The organism is Marinobacter arenosus, from assembly GCF_019264345.1.
Taxonomy (GTDB): Bacteria; Pseudomonadota; Gammaproteobacteria; order Pseudomonadales; family Oleiphilaceae; genus Marinobacter; species Marinobacter arenosus.
On sequence record NZ_JAHVAO010000001.1, the window covers coordinates 1,501,096 to 1,523,708 of the forward strand.

Below are 22,613 nucleotides of genomic sequence, written 5' to 3' on the forward strand. Positions count from 1 at the left end.
TTGGAATTGCTCTCTAACTTCTGAAAAGCCGTGAATACTGGGTTTCGTGAAGGGCGCTGCCGAGCGCCAGGCCCGGCAAAACCGGGCCGAGTTCGTGGTCGTCTTTCTGCAGGGCGTTGTCCACGGCCATCACCAGTTTCGGACGCAGCCGTTCGGTCAGGCGCTGGGCGGCGGTGTGGCCCAGGGGCATGGCCTTGCAGGCGACGGCGAGCTGGTTTTCCAGCCAGGCCCAGGCAAAGCCGAGCAGGGTTTGCCTGGCCGGCACGCGGCGCATGTGGGCGGCCCAGGCGAACAGGGTGACGTAACCGGGGGCTTCCGGTAGCAGGCCGTCCTCCGGCAGCAGTTCCAGGCTGCCGAGCAGGCGCACCAGGGCGGCGCCGAGGCGGATGTCCTCATCCGTCAGTTCGGCGGTTTCCCGGGTGGCGTGCAGCCAGTCGTTCCACTGGGCCACGCTTTGGCCATCGCCGTTCGCCCAGGCTTCCTGAACCCGGATCAGCAGGGGCAGTTCGCAGTTGGTCAGGCCGTCTTCCAGCACGCCTTCCAGCCAGTCCCCCAGCTCGTCTTCATTATTCACCCAGCCCAGCTCAAAGGCGCTTTCCAGGCCCTGGGACCAGGCAAAGGCACCGATAGGCAGCGCGGGGCTGACCAGTTGCAGCAGGCCCAGCAGGGCGAGATCGCCCACCGCCGTCTGGCTGCTGTCAGTGATGGTGAGCGTGGTCATGGTGATGGCCATGGCTGTGTGAGTGACCGTGGGAATGCCCATTGCTATTGCCGGCTTGTGCATAGGCGCCTGGTTCGGGGTCGAACGGTGCGCGGTGGTGTTCCAGCGTCGCGCCCAGGCGGTCGGCCAGTTCTTCCAGCACGTGATCCGGCGGGAAGCGTACCCAGCCGGTTTGGCCGTCTTCCCTGCCCTCGTCGCTGCCAATCGCCAGCGACACGTGGCGGTTGCCCAGGTGGTAGCACAGCCTTGCCATGGCCAGTCCTGGCTCGATGTAAGCGGTTACTACCGGCTCATCGGCGGCGCGGATGCGGATGATCTCGCCGGTCTCGGCCTGCAGGAAAGCGCCTTCGCGCAGCACCGGACCCCGATCGAGGAACAGGCCGACGTCGTAACCGGTGTCGGTTTTGGCGCGCAGGCGGCCGCGCATGCGCAGCTCGAAGGGCAGCGTGAGGTGGTCGTGGATTTCTGTGGTCTCGACCGGTCCGACCCGTTGGGTAAGTTCAAGCATGTCGGTCTCCTGGAACAGCCATGAGCTGTCTCTCTTAAAAAAGGTGATAACGCTGAGCCAGCGGCAGTTCGGTGGCCGGCTCGCAGGTAAGCAGTTCGCCGTCGGCGTGCACTTCGTAGGTTTGCGGGTCTACGGTGATGTGCGGGCAGCCGTCGTTCAGTTTCATGTCGCTCTTGCGCACGGTGCGCACGCCTTTGCAGGCGGACAGCGGGCTGTCCAGCCCCAGTTCCTGGCCAATGCCGGCGTCGATGGCGGCCTGGCTGACGAAGCTCAGGCGGGTGGCACTGGCGGCCTTGCCGAAGGCCCCGAACATGGGGCGGTAGTGCACCGGCTGGGGCGTGGGGATGGAGGCGTTGGCATCGCCCATGGGCGCGGCGGCAATCATGCCGCCCTTGAGGATGGTGGCCGGCTTTACGCCGAAGAAGGCCGGGCTCCACAGCACCAGATCCGCCAGTTTGCCCACTTCCACAGAGCCTACTTCGTGCGCGATGCCGTGGGTGATGGCCGGGTTGATGGTGTACTTGGCGATGTAGCGTTTGGCGCGCAGGTTGTCGGCGCCCAGGGCTTCGTCTTCCGGCAGCAGGCCGCGTTGCTGTTTCATCTTGTGGGCGGTCTGCCAGGTGCGGCACACCACTTCCCCAACCCGGCCCATGGCCTGGGAATCGGAGGCGATCATGGAGATCACGCCCAGGTCGTGGAGGATGTCTTCCGCGGCGATGGTCTCGCGGCGGATGCGGGAGTCGGCGAAGGCGACGTCTTCCGGGATGTTCGGGTCCAGGTGGTGGCACACCATCAGCATGTCGAGGTGTTCGTCGATGGTGTTCACGGTGTAGGGCCGTGTCGGGTTGGTGGAGGACGGCAGCACGTAGTCCTTGGAGCAGGCGGTGATGATGTCCGGTGCGTGGCCGCCGCCGGCGCCTTCGGTATGGTAGGTGTGGATGCAGCGTTCCTTGAACGCGGCCAGGGTGTCTTCCACGAAGCCGGATTCGTTCAGGGTGTCGGTATGGATGGCCACCTGCACGTCGTATTTGTCCGCCACGGTGAGGCAGTTGTCGATGGAGGCCGGGGTGGTGCCCCAGTCTTCATGGAGTTTCAGGCCCATGGCGCCGGCTTTGATTTGCAGCTCAAGGGATTCCGGCAGGCTGGCGTTGCCTTTGCCGAGGAAGCCGATGTTCATGGGCATCGAGTCCACGGCCTGGAGCATTTTTCCGATGTGCCAGGGGCCCGGGGTGCAGGTGGTGGCGTTGGTGCCGGTGGCCGGGCCGGTGCCGCCGCCGAGCATGGTGGTGATGCCGCTCATCAGGGCTTCTTCGATCTGCTGAGGGCAGATGAAGTGGATGTGGGCGTCGATGCCGCCGGCGGTGAGGATTTTGCCTTCACCGGCGATGATTTCGGTGCCGGGGCCGATAACGATCTGCACGTCTGGCTGGGTGTCGGGGTTGCCGGCTTTGCCGATGGCAGCGATGCGACCTTTCTGGATGCCGACGTCGGCTTTGACGATGCCCCACCAATCCAGAATCAGGGCGTTGGTGATGACGGTGTCCATCACGGAGTCATCGGCGCGCTGGCTCTGGCCCATGCCATCCCGGATGACTTTGCCGCCGCCAAATTTTACTTCGTCGCCGTAGTGGGTGCTGTCGCTTTCCACTTCGATCCAGAGGTCGGTGTCGCCCAGGCGGACTCGATCACCCACAGTGGGGCCGTACATGTCGGCGTAGGCTTGTCTTGTTATCTTCATTTTTTCCCCTCGTGTTCTGGTGCCTGGGCCGGTCGAGACATCCCTTCCGGGAAACGCTCCTGGCGGCACATCCATGTGGCGCTTGGGCTCCGCCATCCATGGCTCCGCACATTCCCGGAAGAGATGCCCCGACCGGCCCTGCTAATCATTTCTTGGAGTCCAACTGGCCCATGACTTCTTGGCGGAAACCGTAGATTTCGCGGCTGCCGCTGAACGGAATCAGGGTGACTTCCCGGCTTTGGCCGGGTTCGAATCGGATGGCGGTACCGGCGGCGACGTCGAGTCGGTAGCCCCTGGCCTTGGCGCGGTCGAAATCGAGAGCGGGATTGGCTTCGGCGAAGTGGTAGTGGGAGCCGATCTGGACCGGGCGGTCGCCGGTGTTGGCCACGTCGATCTGGATGCGTTCGCGGCCTTCGCAGAGTTCGATGTCGCCGTCTTTCAAATCGTATTCACCGGGGATCATGGCGCGCTCCTTACACGATGGGGTTGTGGACGGTGACGAGTTTGGTGCCGTCCGGGAAGGTGGCTTCCACCTGCACTTCGTCGACCATCTCGGCGATGCCGTCCATCACGTCGTCGCGGGTGAGGATTTCGGTGCCGGCGGTCATGAGTTCGGCCACGGTGCGCCCTTCCCTCGCCCCTTCCATGATTTCGGCGCTGATGAGGGCGACGGCTTCGGGGTAGTTGAGTTTCAATCCCTTGGCTTTGCGACGTTCGGCCAGCAGGGCTGCGGTGAACAGCAGCAGTTTGTCTTTGTCTCTGGGCGTTAATTCCATCAGTTATCGCTCCGTTAATCGCATATCGTTCAGGTCAGCCAGATTCTTGGAACGCTGGCAGGCTGGCCGGTGAGTCTTGGTCTGAGCAGTTCCCAGGCTTGCTGGCATATCGCCCAGGCTTCGTTGCGTTCCTGCCCCAGATAGCGCAGCAGCACCACGCCCCGGCGGCGGGTGACCGCCCAGCGGTGGTTGGCGGGCAGGGTTTCCCGGAGTTCGTCGATGGCGGCGGCTTCGTCGTCCAGGCCGACGACCCACAAGGTGGCCTGGACGGTGGCGCCGCCCTGGCCCCAGTGGCCTTTGAATCTCGGGTGGTTCGGGTCCATGGGTTGGCGTTCCAGCCACAGGGGACGGCCGTCCATAAGCAGGCGGAATTTCTGTTCCAGGTGGCCGGAGACGAACGGCAGTTGGCTGGCCGGGCGACCGAGGGCAAGGATTTCCCAGCCGATGCATTGGGCGCCGGTGGCCAGTTCGATGGTGGTGCTCTGTTCACCCCGGGAGCCGTCGAAGGCGAGGGTTTCCTGGGGCAGGTATTCGAGGGTGCCGCCCTTCTCCACAGTCAAGTGGGTGTGCTGGGCCCAGGCGACGCCGTGGCTGTCGGCCTTGTAGAGTTTGGCGGCGGCCGGGGTCGTCAGCAGGGTGTGGGCACCCTCGCCGACCCGGGCCTGGATGCTCAGGGCATCGCCGCTGACCAGCCCACCGGGCGGGTGCAGCAGGTACACGTGGCAGCAGCCGTTGCGACCTTCCGGGTAGAACGGGCGCTGGACCCGCAGCGGGCCCTGATGACGCACATGGGTCATGCGGGTGGCGGTGTTGTCGCCATCCGGTCGGGCGTCGAAGCCCAGGGAGATCGACGCCGCCCAGCGCCGGCCTTCGTCGAAGCGATGGCCGGAGTCGTTGGCGGCAGGCAAAGGCTGAAAGACCGTCATACCGTCAGGTGTTTCTTGATCAGGTCGTCGGTCAGCTCGGCGATTTCGCCTTCGGCAACGCGGCGGCCCCGGTCGAGGATGGCGAAGCGGTCGGCGTACTTGCGGGCGAACGGGAGCTTCTGTTCCACCAGCAACACGGTGAGGCCGTCTTCCTTGATCAGCCGCTGAATGACCTCGCCGATCTGGGCCACGATGTTGGGCTGGATGCCCTCGCCCGGCTCGTCGAGGATCAGCAGGCGCGGTTCGATCACCAGCGCCCGGCCGATGGCGAGCTGCTGTTGCTGGCCGCCGGAGAGGTCGCCCCCCCGGCGGTGGCGCATTTCTTTCAGCACCGGGAAGAGTTCGTACACCCGCTCGGGGATTTTCTTGCTGCCGTCTTTGCGCACGGCCAGGCCGGTGCGCAGGTTTTCCTCCACGGTCAGCAGCGGGAAGATCTGCCGGCCCTGGGGCACGTAGCCGATGCCGAGGCGGGAGCGATCTTCGATTTTCTTCTTGGTGAGTTCCACGTCCTGGGCGAATTCGATGGAGCCGCTTTTCACGGTTTCCTCACCCATCACACATTTCATCAAGGTGGTCTTGCCCACGCCGTTGCGGCCCATCACGCAGGTGCACTGGCCCTGGGGCACGTCCAGGTCCAGATCCCAGAGGGTGTGGCTTTCGCCGTAGAACTGGTTCAGTTTTTCGATCTTCAGCATCACGCCTCCTCCCCGAGATACACCTTGATCACTTCCGGGTCGTTGGAGACCTGGTCCATGGAGCCTTCCGCCAGCACGCTGCCCTGGTGCAGCACGGTGACCTTGCGGGCGATGGAGCGCACGAAGCCCATGTCATGCTCCACCACCACCACGGACTGCTTGCCCGCGAGGCTCGTGAGCAGTTCAGCGGTGCGTTCCATTTCCTGTTCGGTCATGCCGGCCACCGGTTCGTCCACCAGCAGCAGCCGAGGCTTCTGCATCAGCAGCATGCCGATTTCCAGCCACTGCTTCTGGCCGTGGGAGAGGATGCCGGCCAGCGCATCACGCAGCTCCTTGAGACCGATCATTTCCAGCACTTCGTCGATGCGGTCCCGGTATTCCGGTTTCATAACTGCGGTCAGCGTCGGGAACACGCGCTTGTCCGCCGCCATGGCCAGTTCCAGGTTTTCGAACACGGTGAGCGCTTCGAACACCGTGGGCTTCTGGAACTTGCGGCCGATGCCGAGGGAGGCGATGTCCGGCTCGTTCAGGGTGAGCAGGTTGTGGCGGCTGCCGAACCACACCGAACCGGAGTCCGGGCGGGTCTTGCCGGTGATGATGTCCATCATGGTGGTCTTGCCCGCGCCGTTGGGGCCGATGATGCAGCGCAGCTCGCCGTCGTCGATGGTGAGGTTGAGGTTGTTGATGGCCTTGAAGCCGTCGAAGCTCACGTTCACGTCCTCCAGGTACAGGATCGGGCCGTGGCGGACGTCCACCGGCGACTGCACCTGGGTGAGAAACTCGAACACGTGTTCCCGGTCACTCAGCTCCTGAAAAATGCTCATGCGGTGGCCTCCTGCGCGGCGGGTGTGTCGCTGGTGTCATCGGCTTTCTTTTTACGGAACAGCAAGCCGGCGATGCCCTTGGGCAGGAACACGGTCACCAGCACGAACAGGCCGCCGAGGGCGAACAGCCAGGCATCGGGCATGATGCCGGTGAACACGGTCTTGGCGTAGTTCACCAGCAGTGCGCCGATCACCGCGCCATAGAGGGTTGCGCGGCCACCGAGGGCCACCCACACCACGATCTCGATGGAGAACAGCGGCGAGAATTCGCTGGGGTTAATGATGCCCACCTGGGGCACGTAGAGCGCACCGGCCACGCCGGCGAGCATGGCGGAGACCACGAACACGAACAGCTGCACCCGTTCCACCCGGTAGCCCAGGAAGCGGGTACGGGCCTCGGCATCGCGGCAGGCGACGCTTACCCGGCCGAGCTTGCTGGTGACGATGCCGCGGCAGACCACGTAGCCGATGGCCAGGGCGATGCCGGTGGCAATGAACAGGCCGAGGCGGGTGGCGTCGGTGCGCAGGTCAAAGCCGAGGATGTCCTTGAAATCGGTCAGGCCGTTGTTGCCGCCAAAGCCCATCTCGTTGCGGAAGAACGCCAGCATCAGCGCAAAGGTGAGCGCCTGGGTGATGATGGAGAGGTACACCCCGGTCACCCGCGAGCGGAAGGCCAGGAAGCCGAACACCAGGGCGAGGAGGCCCGGGGCCAGCAGCACCATCACGAAGGCAAACCAGGCCATGTCGAAGCCGTGCCAGTACCAGGGTAATTCCTGCCAGTTCAGGAACACCATGAAGTCCGGCAGGATCGGATCGCCGTAGACCCCGCGATCACCAATCTGGCGCATCAGGTACATGCCCATGGCGTAACCGCCTAGGGCAAAGAAGGCGCCGTGGCCGAGGCTGAGGATACCGAGGTAACCCCAGACCAGGTCCACCGCCACCGCCAGCAGGGCGTAACACAGGTATTTACCCAGCAGGGTGACGGTGTAGGAGCTGACATAGAGCGCGCTGTCCTGCGGCATGAACACGTGCAGCGCGCTGACGACAACCAGGGCGGTGAACAGCACGCCGAGGAAAATCTGAGTGGACCGTTCCTGCAAGGGTCTTGTTAACCACATACCTCAACCCTCCGCGGCTCGGCCTTTCTGGGGGAAGAGCCCCTTCGGCCGTTTCTGGATGAACAGGATGATCAGTACCAGCACCAGGATCTTGGCGAGCACGGCGCCGGCCCAGGGTTCCAGAAGCTGGTTGATGGTGCCCAGGGACAGGCCCGCCAGCAGGGTGCCCCAGAGGTTACCGACACCGCCGAACACCACCACCATGAACGAATCGATGATGTAGCTCTGGCCCAGGTTGGGGCCGACGTTGGTGATCTGGGACAGCGCGACACCGGCCAGGCCGGCCACACCGGAGCCCAGGCCGAAGGTCAGGATGTCCACCTTGGTGGCCTTGATGCCCATGGAGCGGGCCATGGCCCGGTTCTGGGTGACGGCGCGCACTTCCAGGCCCAGACGGGTCTTGCGCATGATCAGCATCAGGCCGGCGAATACCACCAGGGCAAAGCCGATCACGTACATGCGGTTAAGCGTCAGGGAGAGTGCCTCGTTGATCATCACCGAACCGCTCATCCAGTCCGGGGTGATCACGGTGCGGTTCAGGGGCGATATCACCGTGCGCACCAGTTGTTGCAGGATCAGGCTGACGCCGAAGGTGGCCAGCAGGGTTTCCAGCGGGCGGCCCTTGAGGTGCTGGATCACGCTTCGCTCGATGGCGATGCCGGCCAGCGCCGCCACCAGGAATCCGGCGGGAATGGACAGCACCAGCGCCAGTCCGGGCTGGCCCGGCAGCAGTTGCTGCATGCCCCAGGTGGTGTAGGCACCGAGCATGATCAGCTCGCCGTGGGCCATGTTGATCACGCCCATCACGCCGAAGGTGATGGCCAGGCCGATGGCGGCCAGCACCAGTACCGAGCCGAGGGAGAGCCCAAAGTAGAGGGTCTCGGCGGCGCGGTTCAGTTTCAGTTTCTGTTCGATGCTTTTCATCGCGGTTTGCGCGGCGGAGACCAGCTGCGAGTTGTCGCTGCGCATGGCCTGCTGCAGGGCGGCCCGGGCCTCGGAGTTGAGGCTGCCGGAGAGGGTGGCCACGGCGGCCACATCGCCCTGCTCTTCCACGCGGTAAATGGCCAGGGCTTCGGTGAGTGCCTCGGAAACCGATGCGCTCTCTTCGGCGTCGATCAGTTCCGGCAGGCGCTCGGCCAGGGTGCCATCCACGCTGCCTTTGAGGGCGCGGGCGGCGGATAAACGGTTGTCCTCATCGGGACTCTTGAGGTCGATCACCGACAGGATGCCTTCCAGCTCGTTACGCAGGGCGTTGTTGACGCGGATGGTGTCGATGTCGCGGCGGGAGATTTCGCCGAGGTTTTCGCCGGTGAGCGCGCTTTCCACGGTCCAGTCGCGGCCCCGGTTTTCCAGCACGATGATGAATTGTCCGCTGGATTCGATGCGGCCCAGTTTGTTGCTGGCGAAGGCTTCAAGCCAGCCGCGGGCACGTTCGTCGCCACTGCCGGCGATGCGGTTAACGACGTCTTTTTTTTCCTTGAAGGAAGATTCCGCCAGGGCGGTGAGCAGTTGCTGCGCTTCCGTGTCTTCCACCTGGGCCTGCGTGAGGGCGGGCCAGAGCAGAAAACAGACGACCAGAAGCGGGCTGAGCGATCGGATGATGCCCATGGTTGCGTCCTGTCCTTGAAAATAGGTGTGTTGCCAGGTGAAGGCGGGCGGGGAGTGTTTCCCCGCCCGCAGGCTCAGTCAGCCCTTACTGGGAAGCAACGTCAGCCTTGCCGCCACAGGTGCCGGAAACCACGTTGAAGTTTCCGCAGAACAGCGGCTTGCGCCAGTCACTGATCAGGTCCTTGGAACCCGGCAGGAAGTCAGACCAGGCATCGCCCGCCACGGTGGACGGCGTTTCCCAGACGACGGAGAACTGGCCGTTGTCCTGGATCTCGCCGATCAGCACCGGCTTGGTGATGTGGTGGTTCGGCATCATGGTGGCGTAGCCGCCGGTGAGGTTGGGCACGCTCACGCCGATGATGGCGTCTTTCACGGCGTCCACATCCACGGTGCCGGCTTTCTTGACCGCCTCGATGTACATGTTGAAGCCGATGTAGTGCGCTTCCATCGGATCGTTGGTGACCGCGTCTTCCTGGCCGGTGTACTCAACCCAGGCGTCGATGAAGTCGTAGTTGGCGTCGGAATCCACGCTCATGAAGTAGTTCCAGGCCGCCAGGTGGCCGACCAGAGGACCGGTGTCGATACCGGACAGCTCCTGCTCGCCCACGGAGAAGGCGACAACCGGGATGTCGGCGGCGTCGATGCCCTGGTTACCCAGCTCGCGGTAGAACGGCACGTTGGCGTCACCGTTGATGGTGGAGACCACGGCGGTCTTCTTGCCGGCGCTGCCGAACTTCTTGATGTCGGAAACAATGGACTGCCAGTTGGAGTGACCGAACGGCGTGTAGTTGATCATGATGTCGTCCGCGGCCACGCCCTTGTCCTTGAGGTAGGTCTCGAGGATCTTGTTGGTGGTGCGCGGGTAGACGTAGTCGGTACCGGCCAGCACCCAGCGCTCAACGCCGATGTCGTTCATCAGGTAATCCACGGCGGGGATGGCCTGCTGGTTGGGCGCGGCACCGGTGTAGAAGACGTTTTCGGAGGATTCCTCACCCTCGTACTGCACCGGGTAAAACAGAAGGCCGTTGAGCTCTTCCACCACCGGCAGTACGGACTTGCGGGACACCGAGGTCCAGTTACCGAAGATCACGTCCACTTTTTCTTTCGCCAGCAGCTCACGGGCTTTCTCGGCGAACAGCGGCCAGTTGGACGCCGGATCAACCACCACCGGCTCAAGCTGACGACCCAGCACGCCGCCGGCTTCGTTCTGTTTTTCGATCAGCATCAGCATGGTGTCTTTCAGGGTGGACTCACTGATGGCCATGGTGCCGGACAGGGAATGCAGGATACCAACCTTGATGGGATCTTCCGCAGCGACGGAATTGAAGGAGATGGAAAGCGCCAGTGCAGAGAGTCCCAGTTTCACGTGTTTTTTGATGCTCATGTTGTGCGTCCTTTTTTTGGTTTGGGGTATGCAGTTCGTCATAAAACCCGACAGAACCTCTGCATCTGCTGTTCCACATTTCACCAATACCTAGCCAAAACAGGCACTTATCTAGTATACAAGCGATCAAACTGGCCCGGACCCTTTGATATCCCTGCATCGGAGCGCCCTGGAACGGCTCATTTCTGGTGCGCTCGCACCGGCTTTGGGCAACACCAAAAATAAGGGGCTTTCACCAAAAAACTTTAACCCTTTGTTTTTTATATTTTTATAAAGAAAAACCGGCAAATGGCACAGGCATTGCCATTCCACATGTATACAAGTTGATAACGCACATGAGGACGACCAATGCCTTCAACTCTCGGATGGACCATCAAGGACTGGCAGAACGCCTATAAAGAAGGCGCCACGCCCGAGTCATTGCTGGGTGAGCTGCTGACGGGGCTGGATACCGAGGATACCGCCTGGATTTCGCTGCTCGATGGCGACGGCCTCGCCAGCGCCCTCGCCGAACTGGCGAAGACCCTGGACGCCGCCGGCGGCGACAGAAGTGCCCTGCCACTCTATGGCATCCCGTTCGCGGCAAAAGACAACATCGACGCCGTTGGCTTTGATACGACGGCGGGCTGCCCCGCCTTTGCCTACTCCCCCGCGCGGGACGCCACCACGATTGCCCGACTGAAAGCCGCCGGCGCGGTGGTGATCGGCAAGACCAACCTGGACCAGTTCGCCACCGGGCTCGTCGGCACCCGCTCCCCGTACGGTGCGGTGCCAAACAGCTTCAAGCCGGACGTGGTGAGCGGTGGCTCCAGCTCCGGGTCTGCCTCGGTGGTGGCGCGCGGCCTGGTGCCGTTCTCATTGGGTACCGATACCGCCGGCTCCGGCCGGGTGCCGGCCGGGCTGAACAATCTGGTCGGGCTGAAGCCCACCCGGGGGATGTTCAGCATTCGCGGCGTCGTGCCCGCCTGTCGTTCGCTCGATTGCGTGTCCATCTTTGCGCTCACCGTGAACGATGCCGGGCTGGTGTCGGAGGCCATGGCCGGTTTCGACGCCGCCGATGCCTTCTCCCGCAAGGCGCCCTACGCCCTGCCCCTGGACGGCCCTGCCCTGCGCCGGCCGGGCCCGGTCAAACGGCTGGCGATTCCGGAGCACCCTGAATGGTTTGGTGACCAGCAGGCCGAGGCCGCCTGGAACACCGCCATCAGCCAGTGGCGTCAGCAGGATGTCGAGCTGATTCCGATGGATTTCAGCCCCCTGCTGGAGCTGGCCGCGCTGCTTTATGAGGGCCCCTGGGTGGCCGAACGCTATGCCGCGGTAGAGACCTTCCGGGCCAGCCATGGCGACGAGATGAACCCGGTGGTCCGGGGCATCATCGACAGTGCGAGCAACTTCAGCGCCACCGACACCTTCAAGGCTCAGTACCGCAAGGAAGAGCTGCAGCGCCAGATTGATGCACGGTTGGTGGATGTGGATGCCCTGCTGGTGCCCACGGCGCCCACCGCTCCCACCATTGCGGCCGTGAACGCGGACCCGGTCACCCTGAACAGCCAGCTCGGCACCTACACCAACTTCGTGAACCTGGCGGACATGAGTGCGCTGGCCATTCCCGCCGGTTTCCGGGACGACGGCCTGCCATTCGGCGTGACCCTGATCAGCGGTGCCTGGAAAGACACCGAACTGCAACACCTGGCCTGCCAGTGGCTGAACGCCCACCCCACCCCTCTGGGCGCCACCGATAAGGTCCGCCCGGAAGACGCCCCCGGCGCGGCCATCTCCACGCCAACCATCCAGGTCGCGGTGGTGGGCGCCCACCTGAGTGGCATGCCCCTGAATACCCAGCTCACGGAGCGTTTTTCCGTACTGCAGGAGCAAACCACCACCTCCGCCAACTACCGGCTCTACGCCCTGCCCAACACCACACCACCCAAGCCGGGACTGAAACGGGTGGCCGCCAGCGAGGGCGAGGAGATCATTGTGGAGGTCTGGGAAATGCCCGCCTCTGCCTTCGGCTCCTTCGTGGACCTGATCCCTGCCCCGCTGGGCATCGGCAACGTGGAACTGGCAGACGGCCGCTGGGTGAACGGTTTTATCTGTGAAGGCTACGGCTTCGACGGCGCCCGGGACGTGACCGAGTTCGGCGGCTGGCGCGCCTACATCACCGCCCTGAAATCCGGAAAGGCATAAGGAGAGCCGCCATCATGTTTACCAAAGTACTGATCGCCAACCGGGGTGAAATCGCCGTTCGCACCATTCGCACCCTCAAGGCCATGGGCGTCGGCAGCGTGGCTGTCTATTCCCATCAGGACCGGCACAGCCTACACGTGACCCTGGCGGATGAAGCCGTGGCCCTGACCGGCAACGGTGCCAGCGAAACCTACCTCGATAAGGCCCAGATTCTGTCCGCCGCCAAGCACACCGGTGCCGAGGCGATTATTCCGGGCTATGGCTTTCTCTCCGAGAACGCCGAGTTTGCCGAAGCCTGCGAGGCGGGCGGCATTGCCTTCATTGGCCCGACGCCGGACCAGATGCGTGAATTCGGCCTCAAACACCGGGCCCGTGAACTGGCGGAAGCCGCCGGTGTGCCTCTGGCACCGGGCAGTGGCCTGCTGGACAGTCGGGACGAAGCCGTGGCCACCGCCGAACGCCTCGGCTACCCGGTGATGCTGAAAAGCACCGCCGGCGGTGGCGGCATCGGCCTGACCCGCTGCAACAGCGAGAGCGAACTGAAAGACGCCTTCGAGACCGTGCGCCGGCAGGGCCAGAGTTTCTTCAATGACAGCGGCGTGTTTCTGGAGCGTTTCATCGCCCGGGCCCGCCATGTGGAAGTGCAGATCTTTGGCGATGGCGAAGGAAACGTCGTCGCCCTGGGTGAACGGGACTGCTCCCTGCAGCGCCGGAACCAGAAGGTGGTGGAGGAAACCCCGGCCCCCAACCTGCCGGCGGCCACCCGCCAGAAGATGCTGGATGCGGCCGTGTCCCTCGGCCAGTCGGTCAATTACCGCTCCGCGGGCACAGTGGAGTACATCTACGACGCCGACCGGGACGAATTCTATTTCCTGGAAGTGAATACCCGCTTACAGGTTGAGCACCCGGTGACCGAGTCCGTTACCGGACTGGACCTGATCGAGTGGATGCTGAGAATCGCCGCCGGCGAGAGCCCGGCGCTGGCCGGCTTCGAACCCGAGCTGAACGGGGCCTCCATGGAAGTGCGCATCTACGCCGAGGATCCGCTGAAGGACTTCCAGCCCTCCCCCGGCGAGCTGACCGACGTGCACTGGCCGGAAGACGGCGTGCGGGTGGATACCTGGGTGGAAAACGGCAGCGAGGTGTCCGCCCACTACGACCCGATGATCGCCAAGCTGATCGTGCACGGCACCGACCGCGCCGACGCCCTGGCGAAGCTGAAAGCCGCCCTCGCCGAGACCCGGCTGATGGGCATTGCCACCAACCTGGATTACCTGCGCCAGGTGGTGGCCCAGCCCAGCTTTGCCGAGGGTGTGGTCTCCACCCGGGCGCTGGAGCGTTTCGAGTTCAACCCGTCCGTGGCGGAGGTGGTCAAGCCGGGCACCTACACCACCGTGCAGGACTACCCCGGGCGCGTCGGTTACTGGAACATTGGCGTACCGCCCAGTGGCCCCATGGACGACTACGCCTTCCGCATTGCCAACCGTATCGTCGGCAACCACCATGAAGCGGCGGGCCTGGAGGCGACATTGATCGGCCCCAGCCTGAAATTCCACAAGGATGCCGTGGTGGCGCTGACCGGTGCGCTTACTGAAGCGACCCTCGACGACGAGCCGGTGGCCTTCTGGGCGCCCATCACCGTCAAGGCCGGTCAGGTTCTGGCGGTCGGCAAGGCCATCAAGGGCTGCCGTACCTATCTCGCGGTGCGCGGCGGGTTCGACGTGCCGGTGTACCTCGGCAGCCGTTCCACCTTTGCCCTGGGCCAGTTTGGCGGCCACGGCGGCCGGCCCCTGCGCCCCGGTGACATGCTGGGCATCAGCCAGATCGCCCTGCCGGCCTGCACAACAACCGCGCCGACGCACGATCCGGCCCCGGCCGATCCGGACCTGATTCCGGACTACCCCGACCACTGGGAAATCGGCGTGCTTTATGGCCCCCACGGTGCCCCGGACTTCTTCACCGAACAATCGATCGAAACCTTCTTCGAGCAAGATTGGGAAGTGCATTACAACTCCAACCGCCTGGGCATCCGCCTGAACGGCCCCAAGCCGGCGTTTACCCGCGCCGACGGCGGCGAAGCGGGCCTGCACCCGTCCAATATCCACGACTGCGAGTACGCCATCGGCTCCATCAACTTCACCGGTGACATGCCGGTGATCCTTACCAAGGATGGGCCCAGCCTGGGTGGCTTCGTGTGCCCGGTCACCATCGCCAAGGCCGAACTCTGGAAAGTCGGCCAGGTGAAACCCGGCGATACCATCCGGTTCGTGGCGATGGATAACGACACGGCGGTCCAGCTCGCCAAGCGCCAGGAACTGGCGATCAAGAGCCTGATAGCGCCGCCCGCCGTGAACCTTGTCAAACCGGACCTGGCACCGTTGAACGGCCTCTCCGCGACGATCCTGGCGCACCTCGACGAAACCGACGGCCGGCCGGAAGTCACTTACCGGCAGGCCGGCGACCAGTACATCCTGATGGAATATGGCCCCAACGTGATGGACCTCGGCGTGCGCCTGCGCATCCACGCGCTGATGGAGGCGATTGCCGACGTGCAACCCGCCGGCCTCCTGGAATTGTCGCCCGGTGTACGCTCGCTGCAACTGCGATACGACGCGCGCATCCTGTCGCAGCAGGCGCTGATGCAGTACCTGCTGGACCTCGAAGCCACGCTGCCACCCACCGACGAGCTGCAGGTTCGAAGCCGGGTGATTCACCTGCCCATGGCGTTCGAGGACAGCGCCACCCTGGAGGCCGTGGACAAGTACCGCCAGTCTGTACGCGATACCGCCCCCTGGCTGCCCAACAACGTCGACTTCATGCAGCGCATCAACGGCCTGCCATCCCGGGAAGACGTGCGGGATATCCTGTTCTCGGCACGGTACCTGGTGCTGGGACTGGGCGACGTCTACCTGGGCGCGCCCTGCGCGGTGCCGCTGGACCCGCGCCACCGGATGCTCACCTCCAAATACAACCCGGCCCGGACCTACACCGCCGAGGGCACCGTCGGGATTGGCGGTGTGTATATGTGCATCTACGGCATGGATTCCCCGGGTGGCTACCAGCTGGTGGGCCGCACCCTGCCGATCTGGAACAAGTACCTGAAGAATCCCCAGTTCGCGGAGGGCGCGCCCTGGCTGCTGCGGTTCTTCGACCAGGTGTGCTATTACCCGGTCACCGAGGCGGAGCTGGATGAGATGCGCGACCAGTTCCGGGCCGGCCAGCTGACCGTAAAGATCGAGGAAGAAACCTTCGACCTGAAATCCCATCAGGCCTTCCTGGACGCCAACGCCGATTCCATCGCCGAGTTCCGGGAAATGCAGCAGGCGGCCTACGCCAAAGAGGTGGCACTGTGGAAGGAAAGCGAGGCCGAAGAACTCGATCGCCTGGCCAAGGCGCCGCCGAAAGCGGACGCCTCTGACCTGGCCCAATTCGGGGAGCTGGTGAGCGCGGAGATCGCCGGCAACATCTGGAAGTGCCTGGTCAAACCCGGCGACACCGTCGCCCAGGGTGATCCATTGATGATTGTCGAGGCTATGAAAATGGAGTTCGAGGTGAATGCTACGCTGACCGGAACGATCAGCGCCATGCACGTTGAGCCCGGCAGGGCCGTCACTCCCGGCGAACCGTTGTTGAGCATCGAGGTCTGAGCGCTTCCCGCTCCCAGGAACAGGGCAACCACGAATAGGGCGAACACGAAAATGGCAACCAACACCAAACGAAAAGAGTCGATGGCCGACCGGGTCTACGAGGCCCTGAAGGATGACATCTTTGAGTTCCGCCTGATCCCCGGTGACAAGTTCAGCGAGGGCGATGTGGGAACTCGCCTGCATGCCAGCCGGACCCCGGTTCGGGAGGCGCTTTACCGGCTGCAGCGGGAGGGCTACGTGGAGGTCCTGTTCCGCAGCGGCTGGCAGGTGAAGCCGTTTGATTTCCAGCAGGTGGAGGAGCTGTACGATCTGCGGATTACCCTGGAGCGGGCGGCGATGCACAAGATCTGCGCCTTGCCGGAAGAGCCCTCGGCCATCCGGATGCTCACGGCGATCTGGAACCCGGACCATCCGTCGGAACGGGCGGTGGGCAGCACGGTTCGGGCACTGGACGAAAGCTTTCACTGCGACCTGGTGGCCGCCGCAGGCAACCGCGAGATGACGCGGATTCACCGGGAGATCACCGATCGCCTGCGCATTATCCGGCGGCTGGACTTCACTCGGGATGACCGGGTGGATGCCACCTACATCGAACACGCCGCCATTCTGGACGCGATTCGCAAGGGCATGGCCAGCGAGGCGGCGGATCGCCTGACTCACCACATTCGGGCGAGCCAGAAGGCGGTTCGGGAAATCACCATGGAGCGAATCCGGGAAGCGGCGGAGGCCCACCGCAGCGGGCAAAAGATTGCCTCCCACGGGGTGTAAATCCTGAACTCGCGTTCATTCTGTGACTGTCCGGAATGCTTACAGGTCTGTAAGACATATCGCACATCCCCCGGAGCGTATCTCCGGTTTGTACACACCGGATCCCCGGTAGAATGGGAACTGTCAGGGATGACAAGCCAGCAAGGAACGTTGGCTCATGGAAGATAGCTCCAGGGATTTGGAGTTGCCCTAGGGATCAGGGCTTACATGGAAGATCGCATGGATGAAGTGCTCAGGATGAGCGCATAGCCTGAAGGATCAGGCAGGGGTCAGCCACGGAATTCGGGATCACAGGGAATGTGGTCCTGACCGTGCACTCGTTCCGGCTGTTTGCGTCCCGGCAACATCACAAGACGACAATCAGTATCAGGAACTCACTTCTATGAACCGTACTCCGTTAATTGCCACCCTCGTTCTGCTGTTCAGCCTCATGACGGGCTTTGCCCAGGCCGAGCCGGCTGCCATCAACATCAATACCGCCGATGTCACCACCCTCGCCGAGCTTACTGGCGTGGGCCAGAGCAAGGCCGAAGCCATTGTGGCCTACCGCGAAGCCAACGGCCCGTTTGCAGCGCCGCAGGACCTGGCGAACGTGAAAGGCATTGGCGAGCGTACCATCGAGAAGAACGCCGAACGCCTGACCGTGAAGTGACCTCCTCTGCGGGCGGCGGCCGTGGTCGCTGCCTGCACCCGGCACCCCTAGTGCCGCGCCCTGAAAAGATACTCGTCCGGCGCCAGATCATTGCGGACCGCAGCGCGAATGGACGCGTCAATCCGGCTACTGTTCAACTCATGCAGACCGCAGCGGGCAAGCGCCTTGCGGACATTCACACTTTGGCCCAGGTATTCGTACAGCACCCTCGCGCAACACGGCATACGTTCACTGTTGTCTGAAACGCCGATCTTCAACCCGGTCAATCGCGTCACCCGGTTTCTGAAACTGGGGAAGAGAATGGTCTGGGTGATCTCGTGGCAATTCAGCGTTTCATAGTCCACCAGGAACAGCCTGTCGGTCAGGAGATAGGCGATGCCCTGATACCGATTGTGGCAGGGCGGCTCGTTGCTCGATGCCCGCATCCGTTCCGTGCGCTGGAAAACGACGCGATTGCCCTGGCGCTCAAGACACACGAGGTTCTGGAGGACCTTCCCGGGCGCAGACATGGATTGGTAGTACTCGTAGTAGTAGCCCAGGTAGTTCTCAATATCGCCCCGAGCCCCGCCATCGAGTCTGTCCAGGTGCGTCTGGATGAGTTCCTCTTCCTGGTTGGGCTGCGCCTTGACCCTCGGGCGCACATCAACCACCCGTTGAAACTGGCCGTGCGGCAACAGTATTTCCTGTTCGTTTACCCCGAAAAACTCACACAGACGACGCAGCGTGCTCGCTGACGGTTTGTGTTGGCCGCTGAGATACCGGTTGAATTGCGGGCGGTTGATTCCAAGACGACGACACACCTCTGCAATCGATTTGTAGTAACTGCAGAGCAGCCTGAGATTCTGAGCCAGATCCGGATGCATTGGGTGTATCGCTCTTTTTTACCTAAAGAAAGCCAGTGCGCCAACTTGCACTAGCGCGACTTGACGCTGTTACCGCGCCAGAGTGCGTCTACTCATCAATGACCTGCGAATTCTAGCAGGGGTGCCCGGTTGGTTAAATGAAAGCTTCGCACAACAACAATCATTGTCGGAGTTGCTTATGTTCGAGTTTCTGAGCGAATTGCTATGGGGCAAGATTCTCATTGCGCTGCTGGTCACTGTCGGTATCGGGTTCACCGTTGCCTCCCGTTTCGTTCAATTCCGTTATTTTGGGCGCATGTTCCGGATTCTGAGCGCCAGTCAGGCCTTTCAGAAAGACAAGCATGGCCATCTCAGTTCCTTCCAGGCGCTGCTGCTCTCGGTGGCCGGTCGGGTCGGCGGGGGCAATATCGCTGGCGTGGCGGTTGCCATCACGCTGGGCGGTCCCGGCGCCGTTTTCTGGATGTGGGTGGTTGGCCTGATGGGCATGGCCACCAGCTTCCTCGAATGTTCACTGGCCCAGACGTACAAGGTGGCTGAACCGGACGGCACGTATCGCGGTGGCCCGGCGCACTACATTTCCCGGGGCCTTGGCGCCCGCTGGAAGTGGATGGCGGGCCTGTACTCTGTCCTGTTGCTGCTGACCTTCGGCTTTGGGTTTACCGCGCTGCAATCCTATGCGGTTGCGACCTCGGTAGACGACGCGTTCGGCGTTCCCGTTTTCTATACCGGCATTGCACTGGCGATGGTGGTAGGCCTGATCATCTTTGGTGGTGTTCGCCGCATCGCCCGAGTGGCTGAATTTCTGGTTCCGCTCATGGCTGGCAGCTATCTGCTGATCACGGCCGTCGTTCTTGCGCTGAACATCGACCACATCCCGGATGTCTTCATGCTCATCGTCAACAGCGCGTTCGGTCTCGAGCCTGTCGTTGGCGGAGGCATTGGTGCCGCCATTCTGATGGGGGTCAAACGCGGCCTGTTTTCGAATGAGGCAGGCCTTGGCAGTGCGCCAAACGTCGCGGCGGTGGCCTATGTACCCCACCCCGCCAATCAGGGCATCGTTCAGGCGTTCTCGGTGTTTATCGACACGCTCATCATCTGCTCGTCGACGGCGTTTATTATCCTGCTGAGCGGGATTTACGATCCCAACACCCTGAGCGATGTTGGAGGCGTTGCCCTGACGCAATCCGCCCTTGCAGATCACGTGGGTGACTGGGGCCGCAGCTTTGTAAGTGTTGCGCTGATGCTCTTCGGTTTCAGCACGATTCTCTACAATTACTATCTCGGTGAGAACAGCATTAACTTCTTCAGCACCCAGAACCAGAATTTCTTCAACTCGTTCCGAGTGGCCATCATTGGTCTGGTCTGTTGGGGCGCCACCACTGACCTGGGCACGGTGTTTGGTTTTGCAGACGTCACTATGGGTCTGCTGGCTCTCGTAAACCTGATCGCCCTGATCGCCCTGTTCAAGCCTGGCCTGCGCATCCTGAAGGACTTCGACGGCCAGATTGCCGAGGGAATCGAACAACCCGTTTTCGATGCTGCCCGCTTCCAGGACATGAATGTGGATGCCACAGCGTGGGAGCTCGAACCGGAAGATATCGAACGGGCTCAGAACCGGGCTCGCCGGGCTCTCGAACCTGCGCCGGAACGATCCTGATCGCACCTGGCGGCCCCACCTGAGGGCCGCCATTCCCTGTTCTTGTTGCCTCACCGCAAGGAAACCCCCAAGCCATGAACACTCGCACCGAACACGACCTCCTTGGTGATCTACCCGTACCGGCCGACGCCTGGTACGGCATCCAGACTCAACGCGCACTGAATAACTTTTCGATCACGGGCGTACCCATCAGCCACTTCCCACACCTGGTTCGGGCCCTGGTGATGGTGAAAAAGGCAGCGGCCATGGCCAACCGCGACCTTGGAGACCTGGAACCCCATAAGGCGGAGGCCATTATTGCGGCATGCGATGACATAATCGGTGGGACATTGCATGACCAGTTTGTGGTCGACCTTATTCAGGGTGGTGCCGGAACCTCCACCAACATGAATGCCAATGAGGTAATCGCCAACCTGGCACTCGAAAAGCTGGGACACGGCAAGGGCGAGTACCAACATCTTCATCCGAACGATGACGTCAACCGGTCGCAATCCACGAATGACGCCTACCCCACGGCGGTGTGCCTCGCAGTCCAGTTTGCTGCGGAACCCCTGGAGCAGGTAATTACCCACCTCAAGGAAAGCCTGGAGGAGAAGGGGCGGCAGTTTGACCACGTCGTGAAGATGGGGCGTACCCAGCTTCAGGATGCCGTCCCCATGACCCTGGGCCAGGAATTCGAGGCATTCGGCGTGAACCTCGGCGAGGATATTGATCGCCTGCACGAAGCCAGCCGACTGCTCTGTGAAGTAAACCTCGGGGGCACCGCCATTGGCACCGGGATCAATACTCACCCCCTGTACAAGAAACTTGCGGTTGGCTACCTGGCCCAAATCTCCGGAAAGCCGCTCGTCTCCGCGAGCAATCTGGTGGAGGCGTCTTCGGACATGGGCGCTTTTGTGCTGTTCTCGGGCATCCTCAAGCGCTTCGCGGTCAAGCTCGGGAAAATGTGCAATGATCTCAGACTGCTGTCGTCTGGTCCGCGGACGGGCCTGGGGGAAATTCTCCTGCCGGCGGTTCAACCGGGCTCTTCGATCATGCCCGGCAAAGTCAATCCAGTCATTCCCGAAGCGGTGAATCAAACCGCCTATCAGGTCATTGCCAGTGACCTTGCCGTAACCCTTGCAGCGGAAGCCGGACAGCTTCAGTTGAATGCGATGGAACCCATGATCGTCTATAACCTGCTCAATTCCATGAAAATGCTGGGGTCCGCCTGCAGCATGCTGGATGACCGATGCATTCAGGGCATTCGCGCCAACACCGAGCAGTGCGCGCGGCACCTGGACAACAGCATTGGCATTGTCACGGCCCTCGTTCCGAGGATCGGCTACGCCAACGCCACCCGGATTGCCTCGAAAGCACTCAACACCGGATCTACCGTGCGCGAGCTGGTGCTGGACGAAGGCCTGCTGGATGCCGAGGCCCTTGACCGGCTGCTTTCTCCCAGATCCATGCTCGCGCCGGCGGGAGACTGGCTGTGAGTCGTCGGATTCTGGTGCTGTACACCGGCGGCACAATTGGAATGGTCGCCTCACAGGGCGCTTACGTTCCCGGCGCTGATTTCGGCGCGCGCCTCGGACGCTACCTCCGAGAAAGGCTCGATGACCTGCCCGACTACGACGTGGTCGAGCTTGAGCGGCTTATCGACAGCGCGAATATCACGCCCGAGGACTGGACCATCATTGCCCGCACCCTCGTCGACTACTGGCATCAATACGATGGGTTTGTCCTGCTCCATGGTACGGACACCATGGCGGCCACCGCCTCGGCACTGTCGTACATGCTCGGCAGTTGCGACAAGCCAGTGATCTTGACCGGCTCTCAACTTCCGCTTGAGCAGGCTCGTACCGATGCCATTGAAAACCTGGTCAACTCGCTGGTGTTTGCAGCCTGTGCCGACGTGTCTGAAGTCTGCATCTGTTTCCGGAGCAAACTGATTCGTGGGAACCGTGCAAGAAAACTAAAGACCAGTGAACTGGATGCGTTCGATTCCCCGAACGCGCCGTTGCTCGGTCGATGCGGGATCGGTCTCGAACTGCGCCGTGACCTGTTGCTTCCGGCGGGCCAACCAAACGTTCAGATCCCTGAGCTCGACCACCGCTCCGTCGCGGTTCTGACCCTTTTTCCGGGCATCTCATCCGCTTTGGTTGACGCCGCACTGGCTCTTCCCCAATTGAAGGGATTGATCATCCTCACCTATGGCGCAGGCAATGTTCCTGATGCTGACACCGCATTGATCAATGTGCTTGCAGCGGCCATCGATCGGGGCATCGCGATTGTCAATGTGAGCCAATGCCCCGCAGGCCGCGTGGCCCAGAAAACCTACGCTTCGGGTGCGGTACTCGACCGGATCGGTGTGATCCCGGGAGCAGACCTGACCCCGGAAGCCGCCTTTGCCAAACTGCATGTCCTGCTGGCCACCGGGCATTCCGGTCGAGCTCTCCAGGAGTCGCTCCAGAGCCCGCTTCAGGGCGATTGCAGCCCGTTCGAATCCGGAGGGCATTGCTGAACCGACCGTACCCATAAAGTCGTCTAGCAAGAGGA

Annotated in this window: 19 protein-coding genes; 7 read left to right on the forward strand and 12 right to left on the reverse strand. The window is 62.5% G+C overall.

Translation table 11 applies throughout. The annotated features are described in order from the left end of the window. Window positions 1-13: 13 nt before the first annotated feature. The 11 genes from KXD86_RS06995 to urtA form a co-directional block, all read right to left on the reverse strand. Window positions 14-721 carry an urease accessory protein UreF gene (locus tag KXD86_RS06995; protein WP_218636759.1) on the reverse strand — a complete coding sequence of 236 codons (708 nt, stop codon included), beginning with the start codon at window positions 719-721 and terminating at the stop codon, window positions 14-16. Then, window positions 699-1,229, reverse strand: a complete 531-nt coding sequence (gene ureE / locus KXD86_RS07000) for an urease accessory protein UreE (RefSeq protein WP_218635326.1) — start codon at window positions 1,227-1,229, stop codon at window positions 699-701. The genes KXD86_RS06995 and ureE overlap by 23 nt, the downstream gene beginning before the upstream one ends. 34 nt (window positions 1,230-1,263) lie before the next feature. Next, on the reverse strand, window positions 1,264-2,967 hold the full coding sequence (gene ureC, locus KXD86_RS07005; RefSeq protein WP_218635327.1) for an urease subunit alpha: 1,704 nt from the start codon (window positions 2,965-2,967) through the stop codon (window positions 1,264-1,266). A gap of 145 nt (window positions 2,968-3,112) precedes the next feature. Then, the gene (locus tag KXD86_RS07010; protein ID WP_218635328.1) at window positions 3,113-3,430 is read right to left on the reverse strand and encodes an urease subunit beta; all 318 of its coding nucleotides are present in this window, start codon (window positions 3,428-3,430) and stop codon (window positions 3,113-3,115) included. 10 nt (window positions 3,431-3,440) lie between these two features. Continuing rightward, window positions 3,441-3,743 carry an urease subunit gamma gene (gene ureA, locus KXD86_RS07015; protein ID WP_070964506.1) on the reverse strand — a complete coding sequence of 101 codons (303 nt, stop codon included), beginning with the start codon at window positions 3,741-3,743 and terminating at the stop codon, window positions 3,441-3,443. 29 nt (window positions 3,744-3,772) lie between these two features. Next, window positions 3,773-4,669 (reverse strand): urease accessory protein UreD, encoded by an 897-nt coding sequence (locus KXD86_RS07020; protein ID WP_218635329.1) that lies wholly within the window; start codon window positions 4,667-4,669, stop codon window positions 3,773-3,775. Beyond that, window positions 4,666-5,364, reverse strand: coding sequence for an urea ABC transporter ATP-binding subunit UrtE (urtE, locus tag KXD86_RS07025; RefSeq protein ID WP_218635330.1), 699 nt, complete (start codon window positions 5,362-5,364; stop codon window positions 4,666-4,668). Before urtE ends, KXD86_RS07020 begins: the two co-directional genes overlap by 4 nt. Next, on the reverse strand, window positions 5,364-6,188 hold the full coding sequence (urtD, locus tag KXD86_RS07030) for an urea ABC transporter ATP-binding protein UrtD (protein WP_218635331.1): 825 nt from the start codon (window positions 6,186-6,188) through the stop codon (window positions 5,364-5,366). Before urtD ends, urtE begins: the two co-directional genes overlap by 1 nt. Beyond that, the gene (gene urtC, locus KXD86_RS07035; RefSeq protein WP_218635332.1) at window positions 6,185-7,309 is read right to left on the reverse strand and encodes an urea ABC transporter permease subunit UrtC; all 1,125 of its coding nucleotides are present in this window, start codon (window positions 7,307-7,309) and stop codon (window positions 6,185-6,187) included. The genes urtD and urtC overlap by 4 nt, the downstream gene beginning before the upstream one ends. Window positions 7,310-7,312: 3 nt before the next feature. Further along, window positions 7,313-8,917, reverse strand: a complete 1,605-nt coding sequence (gene urtB, locus KXD86_RS07040; RefSeq protein WP_218635333.1) for an urea ABC transporter permease subunit UrtB — start codon at window positions 8,915-8,917, stop codon at window positions 7,313-7,315. A gap of 85 nt (window positions 8,918-9,002) precedes the next feature. Next, window positions 9,003-10,301 (reverse strand): urea ABC transporter substrate-binding protein, encoded by a 1,299-nt coding sequence (gene urtA / locus KXD86_RS07045; protein ID WP_218635334.1) that lies wholly within the window; start codon window positions 10,299-10,301, stop codon window positions 9,003-9,005. 348 nt (window positions 10,302-10,649) lie between these two features. Between urtA and atzF the strand changes: the two genes are divergently transcribed. The 4 genes from atzF (at window position 10,650) to KXD86_RS07065 (ending at window position 17,552) form a co-directional block, all read left to right on the forward strand. Next, the gene (gene atzF / locus KXD86_RS07050; protein ID WP_218635335.1) at window positions 10,650-12,485 is read left to right on the forward strand and encodes an allophanate hydrolase; all 1,836 of its coding nucleotides are present in this window, start codon (window positions 10,650-10,652) and stop codon (window positions 12,483-12,485) included. 14 nt (window positions 12,486-12,499) lie between these two features. After that, complete coding sequence (gene uca / locus KXD86_RS07055; protein WP_218635336.1) at window positions 12,500-16,132, forward strand: urea carboxylase; 3,633 nt, start codon at window positions 12,500-12,502, stop codon at window positions 16,130-16,132. 51 nt (window positions 16,133-16,183) lie between these two features. Next, on the forward strand, window positions 16,184-16,900 hold the full coding sequence (locus tag KXD86_RS07060) for a GntR family transcriptional regulator (protein WP_218635337.1): 717 nt from the start codon (window positions 16,184-16,186) through the stop codon (window positions 16,898-16,900). 382 nt (window positions 16,901-17,282) lie between these two features. Continuing rightward, window positions 17,283-17,552, forward strand: a complete 270-nt coding sequence (locus tag KXD86_RS07065) for a ComEA family DNA-binding protein (RefSeq protein WP_218635338.1) — start codon at window positions 17,283-17,285, stop codon at window positions 17,550-17,552. Between the two features lie 47 nt (window positions 17,553-17,599). Here KXD86_RS07065 and KXD86_RS07070 read toward each other — a convergent pair whose 3' ends face one another. Beyond that, complete coding sequence (locus tag KXD86_RS07070) at window positions 17,600-18,415, reverse strand: helix-turn-helix domain-containing protein (protein ID WP_218635339.1); 816 nt, start codon at window positions 18,413-18,415, stop codon at window positions 17,600-17,602. 178 nt (window positions 18,416-18,593) lie between these two features. Between KXD86_RS07070 and KXD86_RS07075 the strand changes: the two genes are divergently transcribed. From KXD86_RS07075 to KXD86_RS07085, 3 genes are all read left to right on the forward strand, one after another. Next, the gene (locus KXD86_RS07075; RefSeq protein ID WP_228739339.1) at window positions 18,594-20,072 is read left to right on the forward strand and encodes an alanine/glycine:cation symporter family protein; all 1,479 of its coding nucleotides are present in this window, start codon (window positions 18,594-18,596) and stop codon (window positions 20,070-20,072) included. A 74-nt stretch (window positions 20,073-20,146) separates the two neighbouring features. Then, on the forward strand, window positions 20,147-21,550 hold the full coding sequence (locus KXD86_RS07080; RefSeq protein WP_218635341.1) for an aspartate ammonia-lyase: 1,404 nt from the start codon (window positions 20,147-20,149) through the stop codon (window positions 21,548-21,550). After that, window positions 21,547-22,578: an asparaginase gene (locus tag KXD86_RS07085; RefSeq protein ID WP_218635342.1), complete on the forward strand. Its 1,032-nt coding sequence runs from the start codon at window positions 21,547-21,549 to the stop codon at window positions 22,576-22,578. The genes KXD86_RS07080 and KXD86_RS07085 overlap by 4 nt, the downstream gene beginning before the upstream one ends. Window positions 22,579-22,613: the final 35 nt, after the last annotated feature.